The sequence below is a fragment of the Nakamurella endophytica genome, assembly GCF_014646215.1.
In the GTDB taxonomy this organism is placed as follows: domain Bacteria; phylum Actinomycetota; class Actinomycetes; order Mycobacteriales; family Nakamurellaceae; genus Nakamurella; species Nakamurella endophytica.
The window spans coordinates 733,143-748,735 of sequence record NZ_BMNA01000003.1 but is presented as its reverse complement, the minus strand read 5'-3'; the positions used below and the strand labels follow the sequence as shown (position 1 = coordinate 748,735).

Below are 15,593 nucleotides of genomic sequence, written 5' to 3'. Positions count from 1 at the left end.
GCCCCGTCCTAGGCTGGCCCCGACCGCGCCCCGGCGCGGAGCGGTGGTGGGGCTCACCGGCTCGAACCGCCGACGCCTCCGCCCGCGGGCGGACGAGCGCGGCCGACGGTCCCTGACACGCGGCGCGCGTGCGCGCCCAGGCGAAGGGAGCGCCGTCCGTGCCAGATGGCCCGACGCCCGCCGACCCACCGGCCCGACCGACCGCCGACCCGCTGCCGGGACCGGCGTCGCCGTCCGGCGCCGCCGGCGGTGGGGGCGGGGCAGCCGACCCGGTCGATCCGGACCTGCCCCCGGCCGTCGCCTCCACCACGGAGACCCGGGCCGCCCCGCGGACGGCCGCGGTGGTGGCGGTGGTCGCCGCCGGCGGCATCCTCGGTGCGCTCGCCCGCTACCAGGCGCAACGCTGGTGGCCGGCGCCACCGGCCGGTGTCGACATCACGGTGCTGGCGGTCAACCTCCTGGGCTGTCTCGTCATCGGCGTGCTCGCCACCTGGATCGCCGACCTCCGCGAGTCCCACCCCCTGCTGCGGCCGTTCTGGGTGACCGGCGTCCTCGGGGGCTTCACCACCTTCTCCACCTTCGCGGTCGAGATCGACGGGCACCTGCAGGCCGGCCGAGCCTGGGCGGCGGCGGTGACCCTGCTGGCCACCGCGGTCGGTGCCGTCGCTGCCGCAGCGGGCGGCCGGGCCGTGCTGCTCGCGCTCCACCGCCGCCGGGTCGCGCGGTTGCGGGCGGCCGGGGCGGCGTCGCGGTGACCGGCTACCTGTGGGTGGCGCTGGGCGCGGCGGTCGGTGCGCCGCTGCGGTACCTGACCGACCGCTGGGTACAGCGCCGGCACCGGTCCCGGATGCCGTGGGGCACCTGGGTGGTCAACGTCGCGGGCAGCGCCGTGCTCGGCGCGGTCACCGGTCTGGTCTCGTCCGGGCTGGTCGGGGCGGACGTCTCGCTGCTGCTCGGCACCGGCCTGTGCGGTGCCCTGACCACCTGGTCGACGCTGGCCTTCGAGACGGTCCGGCTCGCCGAGCAGCGCGCCTTCGTGGTGTCCGCCGCGAACCTGGCGAGCTCGATCGCGGTCGGGGTGGCGGCAGCGGCGCTCGGCCGGCTGGTCGGGTCGATGTGGTGACGGCCGGACGCGACCGCGGCCCCGGTCCCGCACCGGGACCAGGGCAGCGTCGAGCCGTGTCGAGGGGTCAGGCCTGCTGGTCCCCGCCGGAGCCGCCGTGGTCGGCCTTGGCCGTGCCGGCCTCCAGCGAGTCGCCGGAGGGCAGCTCGTTGTGGCCGCCGAATTGCTGACGCATCGCGGAGAGCACCTGGTTGGCGAAGTGGTCCTCGCCGCGGGAGGCGAAGCGCTCGAACAGCGACGCGGACAGCACCGGGACCGGGACGCCGATGTCGATGGCCGCCTTGACGGTCCAGCGGCCCTCGCCCGAGTCGGAGACCCGGCCGGCCAGCCCCTGCAGCGTCGGGTTGGCCTGCAGCGCGGCCGCGGTCAGGTCCAGCAGCCACGACGCGATCACCGAGCCGCGGCGCCACAGCTCGGCGACCTTGGCGGTGTCCACGTCGAACTGGTAGTACTCGGGCTCCTCGAGCGGCGCGACCTCCGCCGAGTGCGACGCCTCCCGGACGCCGGCGTCGGCGTTGTCCAGCACGTTCAGTCCTTCGGCGAAGGCGGCCATGATGCCGTACTCGATGCCGTTGTGGACCATCTTGACGAAGTGCCCGGCGCCCGACGGGCCGCAGTGCAGGTAGCCCTGCTCCTCGGGGGCCAGGTCGCCGCTGCGGCCCGGGGTGCGCGGGATGTCACCGACACCCGGGGCGATGGTCTTCAGGACCGGCTCGATCTGCTCGATGGCCTCGTCGTCGCCGCCGACCATCAGGCAGTAGCCGCGCTCCAGGCCGAAGACGCCGCCACTGGTGCCGATGTCGACGTAGTGGATGCCCTTCTCGCGCAGCTTGGCCGCCCGGCGGACGTCGTCCCGGTAGTTGGAGTTGCCGCCGTCGATGATGATGTCGCCCTCGTCGAACAGCTCACTGAGCTGCTGCACGGTCTGGCCGGTGATGCCCGCCGGGATCATCACCCAGGCCGCGCGCGGGGTGGTCAGCTTGTCGCGGAACTCCTCCAGGGTCCGCGCGCCGGTGGCGCCCTCCTTCTCCAGCGCCGCGACCGACTCCGGGCTGACGTCGTAGACCACGCACTCGTGCCCGTCCCGCATGAGCCGGCGCACGATGTTCGCGCCCATCCGCCCGAGCCCCACCATCCCCAGTTGCATGTGCTGCACCCCTTCGACGCCTCGGCCGCGACGAGCGCGGAACGCAGCCATTGTGACGGATCCGTCACCGGTCACCACGGCGACCCCGGTCGGAGGTCGCCGTCCGTCCCCGGGTGGCTGTCGGTCCGTTCCGTTACCGTCGTCCACGTCCCGACGGGGCCGCCCCAGGCCCGGGTCGGAGCCCGCGGAGCTGCGGGCGCGGACGGAGGTCGACGGTGGTGGATCGGACCGGGCGGCTGGGGCGTGGCCGGTGGCATCGCCGGTCCGCCGCCGACGAGGCCGGGACCGCACGCGTGGCCGCCCCCGACCGCACCGACGTGCTCGTGGTCGGGGCCGGGTTGGCCGGTCTGGTGGCGGCCGCGGAGGCGGCCGACGCCGGGCGGCGGGTCGTCGTCGTGGACCAGGAGCCCCCGGCGTCGCTGGGCGGACAGGCCTGGTGGTCGCTCGGCGGCCTGTTCCTGGTCGACAGCCCGGAGCAGCGGCGGCTGGGCATCCGGGACAGCGCGCAGCTGGCGCTGGACGACTGGCTGGGCACCGCCGGCTTCGACCGCCCGGAGGACTTCTGGCCGGAGCAGTGGGCCAGGGCGTACGTGGAATGGGCGGCCGGCGAGCAGCGGTCCTGGCTCCGCGCCCAGGGCATCGGCCTCTTCCCCGTCGTGCAGTGGGCCGAGCGCGGCGGTCACCAGGCCGGCGGCCCGGGCAACTCGGTCCCGCGCTTCCACCTGGTCTGGGGCACCGGCCCCGGGGTGCTGACGCCGTTCGTCCGGCGAGTCACCGAGCACGTCCGGGCCGGCCGGGTGCGGATGCTGTTCCGGTACCGCGTCACGTCGCTGGCCGTGCACGACGGGCGGGTGACGGGGGCGTCCGGGGAGGTCCTGGTGCCGGACGGCGCGGCGCGCGGAGCGCCGTCGAGCCGGGAGGTCGCCGGCGAGTGGTCCATCGCCGCCGGCGCTGTGGTGGTCGCCTCCGGCGGCATCGGCGCCAACCACGAGCTGGTGCGGCGCAACTGGCCGGCCGGTCACGGCGCGGCGCCCGCGACACTGCTCTCCGGAGTCCCGGACTCGACCGACGGCCTGATGCTGGGCGTCGCGGCCACGGCCGGCGGCCGGTTGATCAACGAGGACCGGATGTGGCACTACCCGGAGGGCATCACCAACCACTCGCCGGTGTGGACCGCCCACGGCATCCGCATCCTGTCCGGGCCGAGCCCGCTGTGGCTCGACGCGCACGGCCACCGGCTGCCGTCACCGCTGTTCCCAGGATTCGACGCGCTCGGCGCCCTGCGCCACGTCACCGCGTCGGGTCACGACCACTCCTGGTTCCTGCTCGACCACCGCACGATCGGACCCGAGTTCGGGCTCTCCGGGTCGGAGCAGAACCTGGACATGACCGGCCGGTCCGTGCGCAAGCTGCTCACCGAGCGCGCCGGAGGCAAGGTCACGCCCGCCGTCCGGGCCTTCCTCGACCGCGGCCCCGACTTCCTGACCGCCGGCACGGTCCCCGAGCTGGCCGAGCGGATGAACCGCCTCGTCGGCCAACCCCTGGTGGACGGACGCGAGCTGGAGCGGACCGTCCGGCTGCGCGACGAGCAGGTGCGCACCGGGCTGGGCAAGGATCCGCAGGTGGTGGCCACCGCACTCGCCCGGCGCTACGTCGGCGACCGGCGGATGCGCACGGTCGAGCCGCACGTGCTGCTGGACCCGGCCGGCGGTCCGCTCGTCGCCGTACGGCTGCACGTCCTGACCCGCAAGACGCTCGGCGGCCTGGAGACCGACCTGTCCGGCCGGGTGATGCGGGCGGACGGGGCCGTGCTCGACGGGCTGTACGCCGCCGGCGAGGCGGCCGGCTTCGGCGGCGGCGGCCTGCACGGCTACCGGGCGCTGGAGGGCACCTTCCTCGGCGGCTGCCTGTTCAGCGGCCGCACGGCCGGGCGGGCCGCGGCCGCCGACACCGCCTGACCGTGACCGGCCGCGGCCGGCGGCACGTCCCCGCTCGATCGACCCCGCCCGGGCTGCCCCGGCACCCGAACGCTGCGCGTCGCCCGCTCCGCAGCCGCGGAGGAGCACCGATGCCCTAGCGTCAGCCCTCCCCCGTCCGCGCGTCGTCGTCACCCTGGAGCGTCCTGGACATGTCGAGCCACCTGCCCGGGACCACCGACGCATCCCCCGCCGCGACCGGGCAGGTCGGACCGGGCACGGGCGCGCGGGGGTCGGCGCTCGTCGCGAAGGCCCGCGATGCGGCGTCGGACCCGTCCGCGGCCGTCGACACCACCGGCCCGCTGGACGCGGTCACCTTCGGCGAGGTGATGGCCATGTTCATCGCGCAGGACCCCGGCCCGCTCGAGGAGGTCGTCGCCTTCCGCCGCTCGCTGGCCGGCGCCGAGGCGAACGTCGCCACCGGCCTGGCCCGGCTCGGTCACCGCGTCGGCTGGCTGGGACGGGTCGGTGACGAACCCTTCGGCCGGTACGCGGTGTCGGAGCTGGCCGCCGCCGGCATCGACGTCGCCGGCGTCACCGTGGACGAGCAGGCGCCCACCGGCCTGCTGGTCAAGAGCCGCGCGGACGGCGGCGACCCGCAGGTCGTCTACTTCCGGCGCAACTCCGCGGGCAGCCGGCTCGCGCCGTCCGCGGCGGCCGACGGCTACCTCGCCCGCGCCCGGCACGTGCACGTCACCGGGATCTCGCTGGCGGTGTCGGCCAGCAGCCGCGAGTTCGCCTTCCGCGCCGTCGACATCGCCCGGGCGACCGGCGCCACGGTGTCGTTCGACCCGAACCTGCGGCCCTCGCTGTGGTCCGGACCCGACGAGATGGTGCGCGAGGTCAACCGGATGGCGGCACTCGCCGACTGGGTGCTCCCCGGGGTGGCGGAGGGCCGGGTGCTCACCGGCCGCGACGCACCGGACGGCATCGCCGGGTTCTACCGGGACCTCGGCGCGTCCCTGGTGGTCGTCAAGGACGGCGGGCGCGGGGCCACCGCCTTCACCGACGCCGGGCCGCTGCACCGTCCGGTATTCCCGGTGACGGTGGTCGACACGGTCGGCGCCGGCGACGGCTTCGCCGCCGGCCTGATCAGCGGCCACCTGGACGGCCTCGGCCTGGCCGCGCAGCTGGAACGGGCCGCCGCGGTGGGCGCCCTGGCGACCACCAGCCCCGGGGACCGGGACGGCCTGCCGACCCGCGCCGAGCTGGACCTGTTCCTGACGGACGCCACGTCCGGTGTGCGCGGCGTCCGGGCCCGGCCCGTGCCGGCCTGATCGCCGGCCCGATCGCCGGCGGGGTCGAGGCCGCCGGGGCCGGACCGCCGCGGCCCGGCATCGCCGGCCGGCGCCCGTCAGACCCGGACGGTGTCCGGCAGCATCCGCCGCGCCGTCCGCCGGCACGGCTCCTCCACCCAGCGCCACAGCACCCAGGCGAAGACCCAGGCCGCCACGACGGCGCCGACCGCGAGCGCCGCGAGCAGTGCCCGGCCCGGGTGCAACCGGGCGACCGCCTCGACGTACGCGCCGATCACCAGCGGGTGCGACAGGTACAGCGCGAAGGACACCCGACCGCCGAGCACCAGCGGCCGGGTGGACAGCAGCCGGGCCAGCGGGTCCCGCGGGCACAGTGCCAGGCCGCCGATCAGCAGCACGAACAGCGGGAGCACGACCACGGTCTCGGTCGGCGCGATCAGGTCCACGCCCCGGTACAGCTCCTCCTGCCCCGGCCGCACCCGGCGCACCGGATCGAACGCCGTCACCAGATACAGCACGCCGACAGTCGCAACGGCGGCGATGGTGGGCGCCGGCAGCCGGGACGGGCGGCCGCGCTCCAGCCGGCCCCGCACCAGCACGCACAGCAGCGCGCCGACCCAGAACTCGGCCAGCACCCGCACCGCGAGCACGCCGGGTGAGAGCACGTAGCCGTCGGACGAGAACAACAGGATGGTGTCGTCCTGCATGCTCGCGCCGACGAGGATCACCGGCAGCTGCAGCACGACGACCCAGGCCACGACGGTGCGGCGGCGGGCCACCGCGGCGAACCGCCCGAGCAGCACGACGCCCACCGAGAAGGACAGGTACGCCAGCCACTCCGCGCTGATCGACCAGTCCACGCCGTTCCAGTCCAACGGGTGCGCGGTCCACCCCTGCAGCAGCAGCAGGTGCTGCAGGAACCGGCCGGGGTCGACCTGCCCGGCCGCGGCGACGTCGCCGGTCCACAGCTGGACCAGGAAGTAGCCGCCGAACAGCAGCAGCACGAACGCGGTCAGCGGCCACACCCGGCCGATGCGCAGCCACAGGAAGCCCAGCGCCTTACGCCAGTCGTAGCCGTCGGTCATCGGAACCAGATGCGTGACCGTCAGGATGAAGCCGCTGAGCACGAAGAACAGGTCGACGCCCAGGTAGCCGACGTTCATCAGCGGGGCCACGACGCGCAGCCCCGGGAAGGCGTCGATCAGCTCGGTGCGGAAGTGGCGGGTCACCACCCAGAACGCCGCGACCGCCCGGATCCCGGTCAGCGGCGCGATCAGCCTCCGTGGGGACGGCTCCGTCACCGGGTCAGCGTAGGAGGGCCTCCCGGCGGGGTCGCGAGCCGACCCGCCGGTCGGCCGCCGGCGCGATGGTCCGGCGCGCGGCGCGCCGGCCGGCGGGGCGCGCCGGCCGACGGGCGGCGCGCCGCTCCGGCCCCTGCCGCCGGACCGTCCGCGCGCTGGCCGCCGGCCCGATCCTCCGGCTTTCGCCCGCGGGGCCCGGTCCGCCACGATGGGGAAACCGACCTGTCCACCGAACGGAGCGAGACGTGCGGCACCCGACGACCGGACCCGGGGCAGGAGGCGACGCCGCCGACGCGGTGTCCCTCGCCGGGACGGTCCCCGGTGCCGGTGCCGGTGTCCGCAGCGTCCTGGCCGCGGCGGTCCTCTGGGGGACGACGGGCACCGCAGCGACGTTCGCGCCGGGGGTCGGCCCGCTGGCCGTCGGCGCCGTGGCGATGGGCGTCGGCGGCCTGCTGCAGGCCGCTGCCGCCGGCCGCCCGATAACCCGGGCACGCACGGCTCTGCGGTCACGGCACCGGTCGGTCCTCGTGGGAGCGGTGGCCGTGGCCGTCTACCCGCTGGCCTTCTACTCGTCGATGCGGCTCGCCGGCGTCGCGGTCGGAACCGTCGTCTCGATCGGGTCGGCGCCGCTGGCCTCCGCCGTGATCGAGCGGGTGGCGGACCGGCGCCGGCTGTCCGCCCGCTGGGCGCTCGCCGCGGCGCTCGGCTTGACCGGCACCGTCCTGGTGTGCCTGCGCGGCGCCCCGCCAGGCACGGCCGGACCGTCGTCGTGGCCCGTGGTGCTCGGCGTGTTCCTGGGCCTGGTCGCCGGCGGCACCTACGCGGTGTACTCGTGGGCCGCGCACCGGCTGATGTCCGCCGGCGTCCCGACCCGCGCCGTCATGGGCGCCGTGTTCGGGCTCGGCGGCCTGCTCCTGGTGCCGGTCATGGTCGCCACCGGCGGTCCGCTCGTCGCGGACTGGCGCAACGCCGCCGTCGGCGCGTACCTGGCCGTCGTGCCGATGTTCGCCGGGTACGTGCTGTTCGGCCGCGGGCTGGCCCGGGTGCCGGCGAGCACCGCGACCACGCTGTCGCTGCTCGAGCCCGCCGTCGCGGCGGTGCTCGCCGTGCTCGTCGTCGGGGAGCGGCTTGCGGTGGCGGGCTGGGCGGGCCTGGTGCTGGTCGTCGCCTGCCTCGGTGTCCTCGCCTTGCCGCCGCGCCGGCGGGTGCCGGCCGGGCCGCCGGACCAGGTGTCTGTCGAGCTGCCGGACCGGGTGCCGGACGAGCTGCCGGACCGGGTGCCGGACGAGCTGCCGGACCGGGTGCCGGACGAGGCGGCCCCCCCGGCGGGCGAGGAACCGAAAGGTGTCCGCCGCGCCGACCACGTCTCCGCGACGGCGGCGGAGCCCGCGGACTGACGCCGGCTCGACGGTGCACCCACGCACCGCGACGGCGGCGGACCCCGCGGACTGGCGCCGGCTCGACGATGCACCCTCGCACTGCGACGGCGGCGGACCCCGCGGACTGGCGCCGGCTCGACGGTGCACCCGCGCATGGCGACGGTGGCCGCCGGTGGCGGGTCCCGGGCACCCCGGTGCGCGCCCCGCGAAGGTCCGCCGGGGCCCCGGTGCGGCTCCGGGCGACGGACCGCCGGCGCACCGGGCGGCCGGCCACCCCGGATCGGCGCGCCTGCCGCCCGGGCGGGGAGGATGACCCCATGACGCAGAGCCCCGCGCACCCCATCCGCATCGGCGTGCAACTGCAGCCGCAGCACGCCGACTACCGCCAGATCCGCGACGCCGTCCGTCGGGCCGAGGACATGGGCGTCGACGTGATCTTCAACTGGGACCACTTCTATCCGCTCGGCGGCGATCCCGACGGCAAGCACTTCGAGTGCTGGACCATGCTCGGGGCCTGGGCCGAGCAGACCGAACGCGTCCAGATCGGCGCGCTCGTCACCTGCGGCGGGTACCGCAACCCCGACCTGCTGGCGGACATGGCCAGGACCGTCGACCACATGTCGGACGGCCGGCTGATCCTCGGCATCGGCGGCGGCTGGTTCGAGAAGGACTACCAGAACTACGGGTACGAGTTCGGCACCGCCGGCTCACGGCTGCAGTTGCTGGGCGAGTACCTGCCGCGCATCCGGAACCGCTTCGGCCAGCTCAACCCGGCGCCCACCCGCGACATCCCCGTGCTGATCGGTGGCGGCGGCGAGCGCAAGACCCTGCGGCTGGTGGCCGAGTACGCACACATCTGGCACGCGTTCGGCGACACCGAGACGCTGGCCCGCAAGTCGCGGATCCTCGACGAGCACTGCGCGGCGGTCGGCCGGCCGGGCGCCGAGATCGAGCGCTCCACCGCGCTGCCGGGCGGGCAGTCCCCGGATGCCGAGGTCGACAAGCTGGTCGCCCTCGGGTTCAGCCTGTTCACCGTCGGGGTGTCCGGTCCGGACTACGACCTGTCGACGGTGCAGCCCTGGCTCGACTGGCGCGACCGGCGCGGCTGAGCAGTCCGGGGATCGGCGGCGGGGCCGGTCGGGTTGACGGGGTCGGTCAGGCCGGTCGGGTTGTGCGGCCCGGTCGGCCTGGTCGGACCGGTCGGGTTGGCCGGGCCGGTCCGGCCGGGCCGGGCCGGTGGTTGGGCCGGTGGTCACCGGGCGTCCACAGGTTCTTCACATCACGAACTGGTCTCGACGGCAACAAAACGCCCACCGGCTCCGTATAACAGCGTGGGCAGCGTGGCACCGTTCGTCGGGCGCCCGGACGTGCACCAGCGGGACGCCGCGGATGCCGACCGGGCCACCCGCCCCGCTTGCTCGACCCGCGCCAGCCCAATGGGGGAATCGATGCTTCCGGCAGTGCAGAGTTCCGTGGATCTCTTCGACGACGAGGATTCACCGCTCGCCGATCTCGAGCACCCCGCCTACGCCGGCATCCGGCTGCCCGACGGCCGGGCACTGACCTGGGCCGAGTACGGCAGCCCGCGCGGCTTCCCGTGCATCCTGCTGCCCGACGACGGCTCGTCGCGGCTCGCGCCGAGCTGGCTGCTCCACGACTCCGCGCTGCCGTCCGCCGTCCGGCTGCTGGCCGTCGACCGTCCCGGGAGCGGCGCCTCCGACGCCGTCGGGCTGGGCGGTCACCACGACCCCGCCTCGGACCTGCGTCGGCTGATCGAGACCCTCGCGGTCGGGCGCGTCGCGCTGATCGGCATCGGCCGCGGCGCGGACGAGGCGTTCGCCGTCGCCGCCCGGCACCCGCAGCTCGTCGCCTCGGTCACCGGGGTGTCCGTCAGGCTCGAGCGGCCGGCGGCCCGGCGCGGCCTGCGCCGGCGGCTGCGCGGCGGCCGGGGCGGTCAGCCGGTCGCCGGCATCTTCGCGCAGTGGGCGGCGGCCGCCGCGGGCGCCGACCTCGCCGAGGAGGCCACCTGGCAGCGGGCCGTCGAACGGATGCCGGAGGCGGCCCGCACGGCGCTCGGCGACCGGTGGCGCGAGGCCGACTTCCGCGCCGCGGTGGCGGCGGACGCCGTCGAGGGCCGGCACGAGTGGTCGGGCATCGACGAGGCGGTCCAGGTGGCGCCGTGGGCGCAGGACCCGGCGTCGATCAACGTCCCGGTACACCTGTGGCACGGCCGGCACGAGTGGCCGTCCACCCTCGGTGACGTCCAGTCGGCGGTGGGCGGCCGGCCCGGCTGGCGCGTGTCGCCGGTGTCCGGGCCCAGCGCCGCCCTGGGCTTCTGGCCGCAGATCCTCCAGGACGCGGTCACGTCCTTCCGCCCGCTCTCCCCCGCCTGAGCCCTCGGGCCGGCACCGTGCGAGCCGCGCCGGACGGGCCGACCCTGCACGGCGAGCGGGTCCTGCTGCGCCCGGTGCAGGACGCGGACCGCGCCGTCCTGGTCGCCATCCGATCCCGGCCCGAGGTGGCCCGGTGGTGGGGCCCGCCGGAGACCGACGAGTGGCCGCTGGACGGCGACGAGGACGAGCACAGGTTCACCGTCGTCGCCGACGGGCGGGTCGTCGGCCTCGTGCAGTACGGCGAGGAGCCCGACCCGATGTACCGGCATGCCGGCATCGACGTGTTCCTGTCCCCGGACGTGCACGGCCGCGGACTGGGCCGTGATGCGGTCCGCACGCTGGCCCGCCACCTGATCGACGACCTCGGGCACCACCGGTTGGTCATCGACCCGGCGGCCGACAACATCGCCGCCGTCCGGGCCTACGCCGCGGTCGGGTTCCGGTCGGTCGGCCGCATGCGCCGCTACGAGCGGGACCCCGACGGGCACGGCTGGCGCGACGGGCTGCTCATGGACATGCTGGCCGACGAGCTGCAGTGACCGGCGGCACCGGCCGCCGGCGTCCGTCAGCGGCGGCAGCGGTCGCTCCCGTCCTGCGGCGACCGGTGGCGGGTCCGGTCACTCGGCGGTGGCCGCGACCTCCTGGTCAGGCAGCTGCGACGTGCGCACCAGCTCCCGGTACCAGTACGCCGAGTCCTTCCAGGTCCGCTCCAGCGTCTCGTAGTCGACGCGGATGATGCCGAAGCGGCGGTCGTAGCCGTAACCCCACTCGAAGTTGTCCAGCAGCGACCAGACGAAGTAGCCCCGCACGTCGGCGCCCGCCTCGATGGCGGCGCCGACCGCGTCGAGGTGCCGGTACAGGTAGTCCACCCGCTCCTCGTCGTGGATCCGCCCGTCCGGGGACACCGTGTCGTCGAAGGCGGCCCCGTTCTCGGTGACCATCAGGGGCAGCCGCGGGTACCGGGCGCTCACCGTGGTCAGCAGCTCGGTGAACGCCTCCGGGTCGATGTTCCAGCCCATGGCCGTGTGCGGCCCGGGCTGCGGCAGGAACTCGACGTCGTCCGCGCCGACCCATGGGCTGGCCTCGGAGTTCCCGTGGCCGTCGGCCTGCTGGCGCTCCCCCGAGCCGTCGTAGTGCCGGACCCGGCTCGACGAGTAGTAGTTGACGCCCAGCACCGTCAGCGGCTGGCGGATGATCTCCAGGTCGCCGTCCTGGACGAAGCTCCAGTCGGTGATCGAGCTGGTCTGCTCCAGCAGCTCCGGCGGGTAGGCGCCGTCGAGCATCGGCCCGAGGAATGCCTCGTTGCCGAGGTTGTCGATCTTCGCGACGGCCGCGCGGTCCGCCGCCGAGTCCGGGTCATCGGGCCGCGTGACGTGCAGGTTCAACGTCACCGACACCTGGGTGCCGGCACCGACGACGTCGCGGATGGTCCGCGCGGCCAGGCCATGGGCCAGGTTCAGGTGGTGCACGGCCTTGAGCGCGGCCTCTGGATCGGTGATGCCGGGAGCGTGCACCCCCGACCCGTAGCCCAGGTAGGCCGAGCACCAGGGCTCGTTCAGCGTCGTCCACATCCAGATGCGGTCGCCGAACGCCTCGGCCATCCGCCGCGCGTAGTCGGCGAAGTGGTAGGCGGTGTTCCGGTTGGTCCACCCGCCGGCGTCCTCCAGCTCCTGCGGCAGGTCCCAGTGGTAGAGCGTGGCCACCGGCCGGACGCCCTCGGCGAGCAGCGCGTCCACCAACGTCGTGTAGAACGCCAGGCCCTCGAGGTTCCAGTCGCCGCTGCCGCCCGGCTGCACCCGCGGCCAGGCGATCGAGAAGCGGTAGGCGCGCAGGCCGAGACGGGAGATGTGCTCGATGTCCTCGGCCCAGCGGTGGTAGTGGTCGTCCGCCACGTCGCCGGTGTCGCCGTTGAGCGTCCGCCCCGGCGTGTGCGAGTAGGTGTCCCAGATCGACGGCCCGCGGCCGCCCTCGTGCACCGCTCCCTCGATCTGGTAGGAGGCGGTGGCCGACCCCCAGGTGAAACCGTCCGGGAACGTCCGTGCCGGGCTCGTCACTGCTGTCCTCCAGCGGTCCAGTGCGGCACCGCCCGTTGCCGCGGGCGGTTCGTGTCGGGACAGGCTATCGGTGGCCCCCGACACACTCCCCGGTCGCCCGGTTCGCCGGGCGGCACCGGTCGCCCGGACCGGCGGTCCGGTCGCGGAAGCGGCGCCGGGTCCCGGCCGTGCCACCATCCCCCGGTGACCGTGTTCGCCGACAAACCGACCCTGCAGGGGTCCCGGGTCCTGCTCCGCCCGTTCCGGCCTTCGGACGTCGACGCGATGGGCCCCGTCCTGGCCGACCCGGACGTGCTCCGGCTCACCGGCTCGGTGCACAGCACCGACGAGGCGCTGGGCCGGCCGGCGGAGCTGGACCTCCGGACGCGCCGCTGGTACGAGACCCGGGCCGAGCAGACCGACAGGTTGGACCTGGCCGTGGTGGATCGCGAGCGGGACCGGTGCGTCGGCGAGGTGGTCCTCAACGAGTGGGACGCCGCGAACCTGTCCTGCAACTTCCGCATCCTGCTGGGCCTGGAGGGCCGCGACCGGGGCCTGGGCACCGAGGCGATCCGCATGCTGCTCGACCACGCCTTCGCCGCCACCCCCGTGCACCGCATCGGGCTCGAGGTCCTGGACGTCAACCCGCGCGCCCGGCACGTCTACCAGCGCTGCGGCTTCCGCGAGGAGGGCCGGCTGAGGGCTGCGTTCCGGTTCGACGGGCAGTGGGTCGACAGCGTGCTGATGTCGGTGCTGCGGGAGGACCGGGAGCCCGGCTGAACCGGCCACCCCCGATCCGCGGTCGGGGGCACGGCGCGTCCCGTCGCCGGGGCGGCTGTCGGACGGGGTCGCTACGGTGCCGCGCATGGTCCACCAGCTGTCCCGGCAGGACGCCCGCCGCATCGCCGTACGGGCCCAGCTGCTCGATGCCGCCCGGCCCGCCGGCCTGCTACCGGCGGTCCGGCACATCACCCTGCTGCAACTGGATCCGACGGCCGCGGTGGCCCCCAGCGCGGACCTGGTGGCGTGGAGCCGGCTCGGCCGCCGGTACGACCGGTCCGACCTGGTCACCGCCCTGCGGGAGCGCACCCTCGTGGAGCTGCGGGCCACCCTCCGCCCCGCCGAGGACCTGGCGCTGTACCGCGCGGGGATGGCGGCGTGGCCGGGCGCCGAACCGCTCGCCCCCTGGCGGGTGATCCAGCGCGACTGGGTCCGGGCCAACGACGGGTGTCGCCGGGACATCCTGCGCCGGCTCACCGCGGACGGCCCTCTGACGTCGCGGCAACTGCCCGACACCTGCGCGGTGCCGTGGCGGTCCACCGGCTGGACGAACGACCGCAACGTGACCCAGCTGCTCGAGTTCATGGTCAGCCGTGGCGAGGTGGCGGTGGCCGGCCGGGCTGGCCGCGAGCGCCTCTGGGACCTGGCGGAGCGGGTGTACCCGGACGACCCGGTGCCCGACCTGGACGAGGCCCGGCGCCTGCAGAACCACCGCCGCCTCACGGCCCTCGGCATCGCCCGGTCCCGCGGGCCCGAGTGCGCGGTGGAGCCGCTCGACGTCGCCGACGCCGGCGAGGAGGCCGTGGTCGACGGGGTCCGCGGGACCTGGCGGGTGGACCCCGCGCAGCTCGGCCAGCCGTTCACCGGCCGGGCGGCGCTGCTGTCGCCGTTCGACCGACTGCTGCACGACCGCAAGCGCATGGCCGAGCTGTTCGGGTACGAGTACGCGCTCGAGATGTACAAGCCGGTCGCCGCCCGCCGCTGGGGCTACTACGCGTTGCCCGTGCTGTACGGCGACCGGCTGGTGGGCAAGCTGGACGCCGCCGCGGACCGCCGCGCCGGGGTCCTCCGGATCCGGGCGGTGCACTGGGACGTCGACCCCGCCCCGGAGCTGGTCGCCGAGGTCGACCGGGAAATCGAGGACCTGGCCGGTTGGCTGGACCTCGAGCCGGTCCGGGAGGGGTGAGCTCTGGCCGGCCGCCGCGGGCGCCGGGTCACCGACCGGCGAGCCACCCCAGTCGCCGGCTGCGCACCACGACGTCGTCCCGACCGGCGAGCCCGCCGGAGCCCGCGGGGCCGTCGCCGTCCAGCAGCCGGTCGAGCGGGGCCAGCTCCGCCGCGGTCAGCCGGTCCGCCACCGCGGCCCGGATCCGCCGCAGGGTCAGCTCGGCGTACCGCGTCGCCTCCGCGGACAGCGGGCCGCGGACGGCCAGCTCCCAAGTGTGCTCCCGCAGGACGGCGAAGCCGTCGGCGCGCAGCCGGGAACCCCAGTCGTCGCCCAGGTGCGGCAGGTCCTCCTGGCGCCGGCGGGTCAGCTCGGCACGGCACCGGCGTTCCGACTCCGCCAGCGCGGGATCGGCGGCGTCCTGCAGGAACCAGGGCATGTCGTCCATCTCGACCGCGGCCAGCACCCCGTCCGGGGTCAGCGTCCGCAGGACGTCGGCGAGCACCCGGTCCGGGTCGGCCATGTGATGCAGCGACGACGACGCCCACACCAGGTCCACCGGTCCGGTGTCCGGCCAGCCCTGGTCCAGGTCCGCCTCCCGGGTCTCCACCCGGTCGGCGTACCCGGCACGGGCGGCACCAGCACGCAGCCGGTCGAGCATCTCCGCGGAGCTGTCCACGGCCACCACCGTGGCCTCCGGGAACCGGTGGAGCAGCGCCATGGTGCCGGTGCCGGTGCCCGCGCCCAGGTCGACGATCCGGCGCGGCACGGCGGGCGTCCCCGCGGCGATCCAGTCGGTCACCCCCGGCAGGAAGTCGGGGAACGTCCGGCCGTCGAGGTCGAGGATGTCGGCGAGGGCACCGTCGGCCTGGGTGTCGTGGGTGTGCGGCGCGCCGCCGGGCCCGCCGTGGTGCCCACCGTCCACCGGTGGCTGGTGTCCCGGTCTCTGGTGGTGGGCGTGCCCGTGGTGCTCATCGGGCGTCGTCGACGGCTGGTCCTGCGGTGCGTGCGGCATGCCACGACGGTACGGACGTCCTTGC

General features: G+C 75.6%; 14 protein-coding genes. 10 read left to right on the top strand and 4 right to left on the bottom strand.

What is annotated here, in order from left to right; all coding sequences use genetic code 11:
• Window positions 1-158 precede the first annotated feature (158 nt).
• Together IEY37_RS10520 and IEY37_RS10515 are read left to right on the top strand one after the other, a co-directional pair.
• Entirely contained in the window at window positions 159-755 is a 597-nt protein-coding gene (locus IEY37_RS10520) for a FluC/FEX family fluoride channel (protein ID WP_229674264.1), read from the top strand.
• Complete coding sequence (locus IEY37_RS10515) at window positions 752-1,123, top strand: fluoride efflux transporter FluC (RefSeq protein ID WP_188941444.1); 372 nt, start codon at window positions 752-754, stop codon at window positions 1,121-1,123. The genes IEY37_RS10520 and IEY37_RS10515 overlap by 4 nt, the downstream gene beginning before the upstream one ends.
• 67 nt (window positions 1,124-1,190) lie before the next feature.
• Here IEY37_RS10515 and gnd read toward each other — a convergent pair whose 3' ends face one another.
• On the bottom strand, window positions 1,191-2,270 hold the full coding sequence (gnd, locus tag IEY37_RS10510) for a phosphogluconate dehydrogenase (NAD(+)-dependent, decarboxylating) (protein ID WP_188941443.1): 1,080 nt from the start codon (window positions 2,268-2,270) through the stop codon (window positions 1,191-1,193).
• A gap of 293 nt (window positions 2,271-2,563) precedes the next feature.
• Here gnd and IEY37_RS10505 point away from each other — a divergent pair, with 293 nt between their 5' ends.
• Together IEY37_RS10505 and IEY37_RS10500 are read left to right on the top strand one after the other, a co-directional pair.
• A complete protein-coding gene (locus IEY37_RS10505; protein ID WP_188941442.1) occupies window positions 2,564-4,228 on the top strand; it encodes an FAD-binding dehydrogenase in 1,665 nt (554 codons plus the stop codon).
• 170 nt (window positions 4,229-4,398) lie between these two features.
• Window positions 4,399-5,523, top strand: a complete 1,125-nt coding sequence (locus tag IEY37_RS10500; RefSeq protein ID WP_188941441.1) for a sugar kinase — start codon at window positions 4,399-4,401, stop codon at window positions 5,521-5,523.
• Window positions 5,524-5,600: 77 nt separating this feature from the next.
• Here IEY37_RS10500 and IEY37_RS10495 read toward each other — a convergent pair whose 3' ends face one another.
• Complete coding sequence (locus IEY37_RS10495; protein WP_188941440.1) at window positions 5,601-6,803, bottom strand: acyltransferase family protein; 1,203 nt, start codon at window positions 6,801-6,803, stop codon at window positions 5,601-5,603.
• Between the two features lie 296 nt (window positions 6,804-7,099).
• Between IEY37_RS10495 and IEY37_RS10490 the strand changes: the two genes are divergently transcribed.
• The 4 genes from IEY37_RS10490 (at window position 7,100) to IEY37_RS10475 (ending at window position 11,114) form a co-directional block, all read left to right on the top strand.
• Entirely contained in the window at window positions 7,100-8,200 is a 1,101-nt protein-coding gene (locus IEY37_RS10490) for a DMT family transporter (protein WP_373298305.1), read from the top strand.
• Window positions 8,201-8,499: 299 nt separating this feature from the next.
• A complete protein-coding gene (locus tag IEY37_RS10485; protein ID WP_188941439.1) occupies window positions 8,500-9,291 on the top strand; it encodes an LLM class F420-dependent oxidoreductase in 792 nt (263 codons plus the stop codon).
• A gap of 351 nt (window positions 9,292-9,642) precedes the next feature.
• The gene (locus IEY37_RS10480; RefSeq protein WP_188941438.1) at window positions 9,643-10,575 is read left to right on the top strand and encodes an alpha/beta hydrolase; all 933 of its coding nucleotides are present in this window, start codon (window positions 9,643-9,645) and stop codon (window positions 10,573-10,575) included.
• A 44-nt stretch (window positions 10,576-10,619) separates the two neighbouring features.
• Window positions 10,620-11,114 (top strand): GNAT family N-acetyltransferase, encoded by a 495-nt coding sequence (locus IEY37_RS10475; RefSeq protein WP_188941551.1) that lies wholly within the window; start codon window positions 10,620-10,622, stop codon window positions 11,112-11,114.
• A gap of 78 nt (window positions 11,115-11,192) precedes the next feature.
• On the opposite strand, the gene IEY37_RS10470 is transcribed toward IEY37_RS10475, so the two are convergent.
• Window positions 11,193-12,629: a GH1 family beta-glucosidase gene (locus tag IEY37_RS10470; protein WP_229674261.1), complete on the bottom strand. Its 1,437-nt coding sequence runs from the start codon at window positions 12,627-12,629 to the stop codon at window positions 11,193-11,195.
• Between the two features lie 183 nt (window positions 12,630-12,812).
• On the opposite strand from IEY37_RS10470, the gene IEY37_RS10465 reads away from it, so the two are divergent.
• Window positions 12,813-13,388: a GNAT family N-acetyltransferase gene (locus IEY37_RS10465; protein ID WP_188941436.1), complete on the top strand. Its 576-nt coding sequence runs from the start codon at window positions 12,813-12,815 to the stop codon at window positions 13,386-13,388.
• Window positions 13,389-13,473: 85 nt separating this feature from the next.
• Window positions 13,474-14,574, top strand: a complete 1,101-nt coding sequence (locus IEY37_RS10460; RefSeq protein ID WP_188941435.1) for a DNA glycosylase AlkZ-like family protein — start codon at window positions 13,474-13,476, stop codon at window positions 14,572-14,574.
• Window positions 14,575-14,602: 28 nt separating this feature from the next.
• On the opposite strand, the gene IEY37_RS10455 is transcribed toward IEY37_RS10460, so the two are convergent.
• Window positions 14,603-15,568 (bottom strand): class I SAM-dependent methyltransferase, encoded by a 966-nt coding sequence (locus tag IEY37_RS10455; protein ID WP_188941434.1) that lies wholly within the window; start codon window positions 15,566-15,568, stop codon window positions 14,603-14,605.
• Window positions 15,569-15,593 lie beyond the last annotated feature (25 nt).

What these genes read in the sequence shown, in the direction of transcription:
- IEY37_RS10455 (WP_188941434.1), bottom strand. Translation starts at nt 15,568, where the DNA reads ATGCCGCACGCACCGCAGGACCAGCCGTCGACGACGCCCGATGAGCAC.
- IEY37_RS10500 (WP_188941441.1), top strand. Translation starts at nt 4,399, where the DNA reads ATGTCGAGCCACCTGCCCGGGACCACCGACGCATCCCCCGCCGCGACC.
- gnd (WP_188941443.1), bottom strand. Translation starts at nt 2,270, where the DNA reads ATGCAACTGGGGATGGTGGGGCTCGGGCGGATGGGCGCGAACATCGTG.
- IEY37_RS10485 (WP_188941439.1), top strand. Translation starts at nt 8,500, where the DNA reads ATGACGCAGAGCCCCGCGCACCCCATCCGCATCGGCGTGCAACTGCAG.
- IEY37_RS10460 (WP_188941435.1), top strand. Translation starts at nt 13,474, where the DNA reads ATGGTCCACCAGCTGTCCCGGCAGGACGCCCGCCGCATCGCCGTACGG.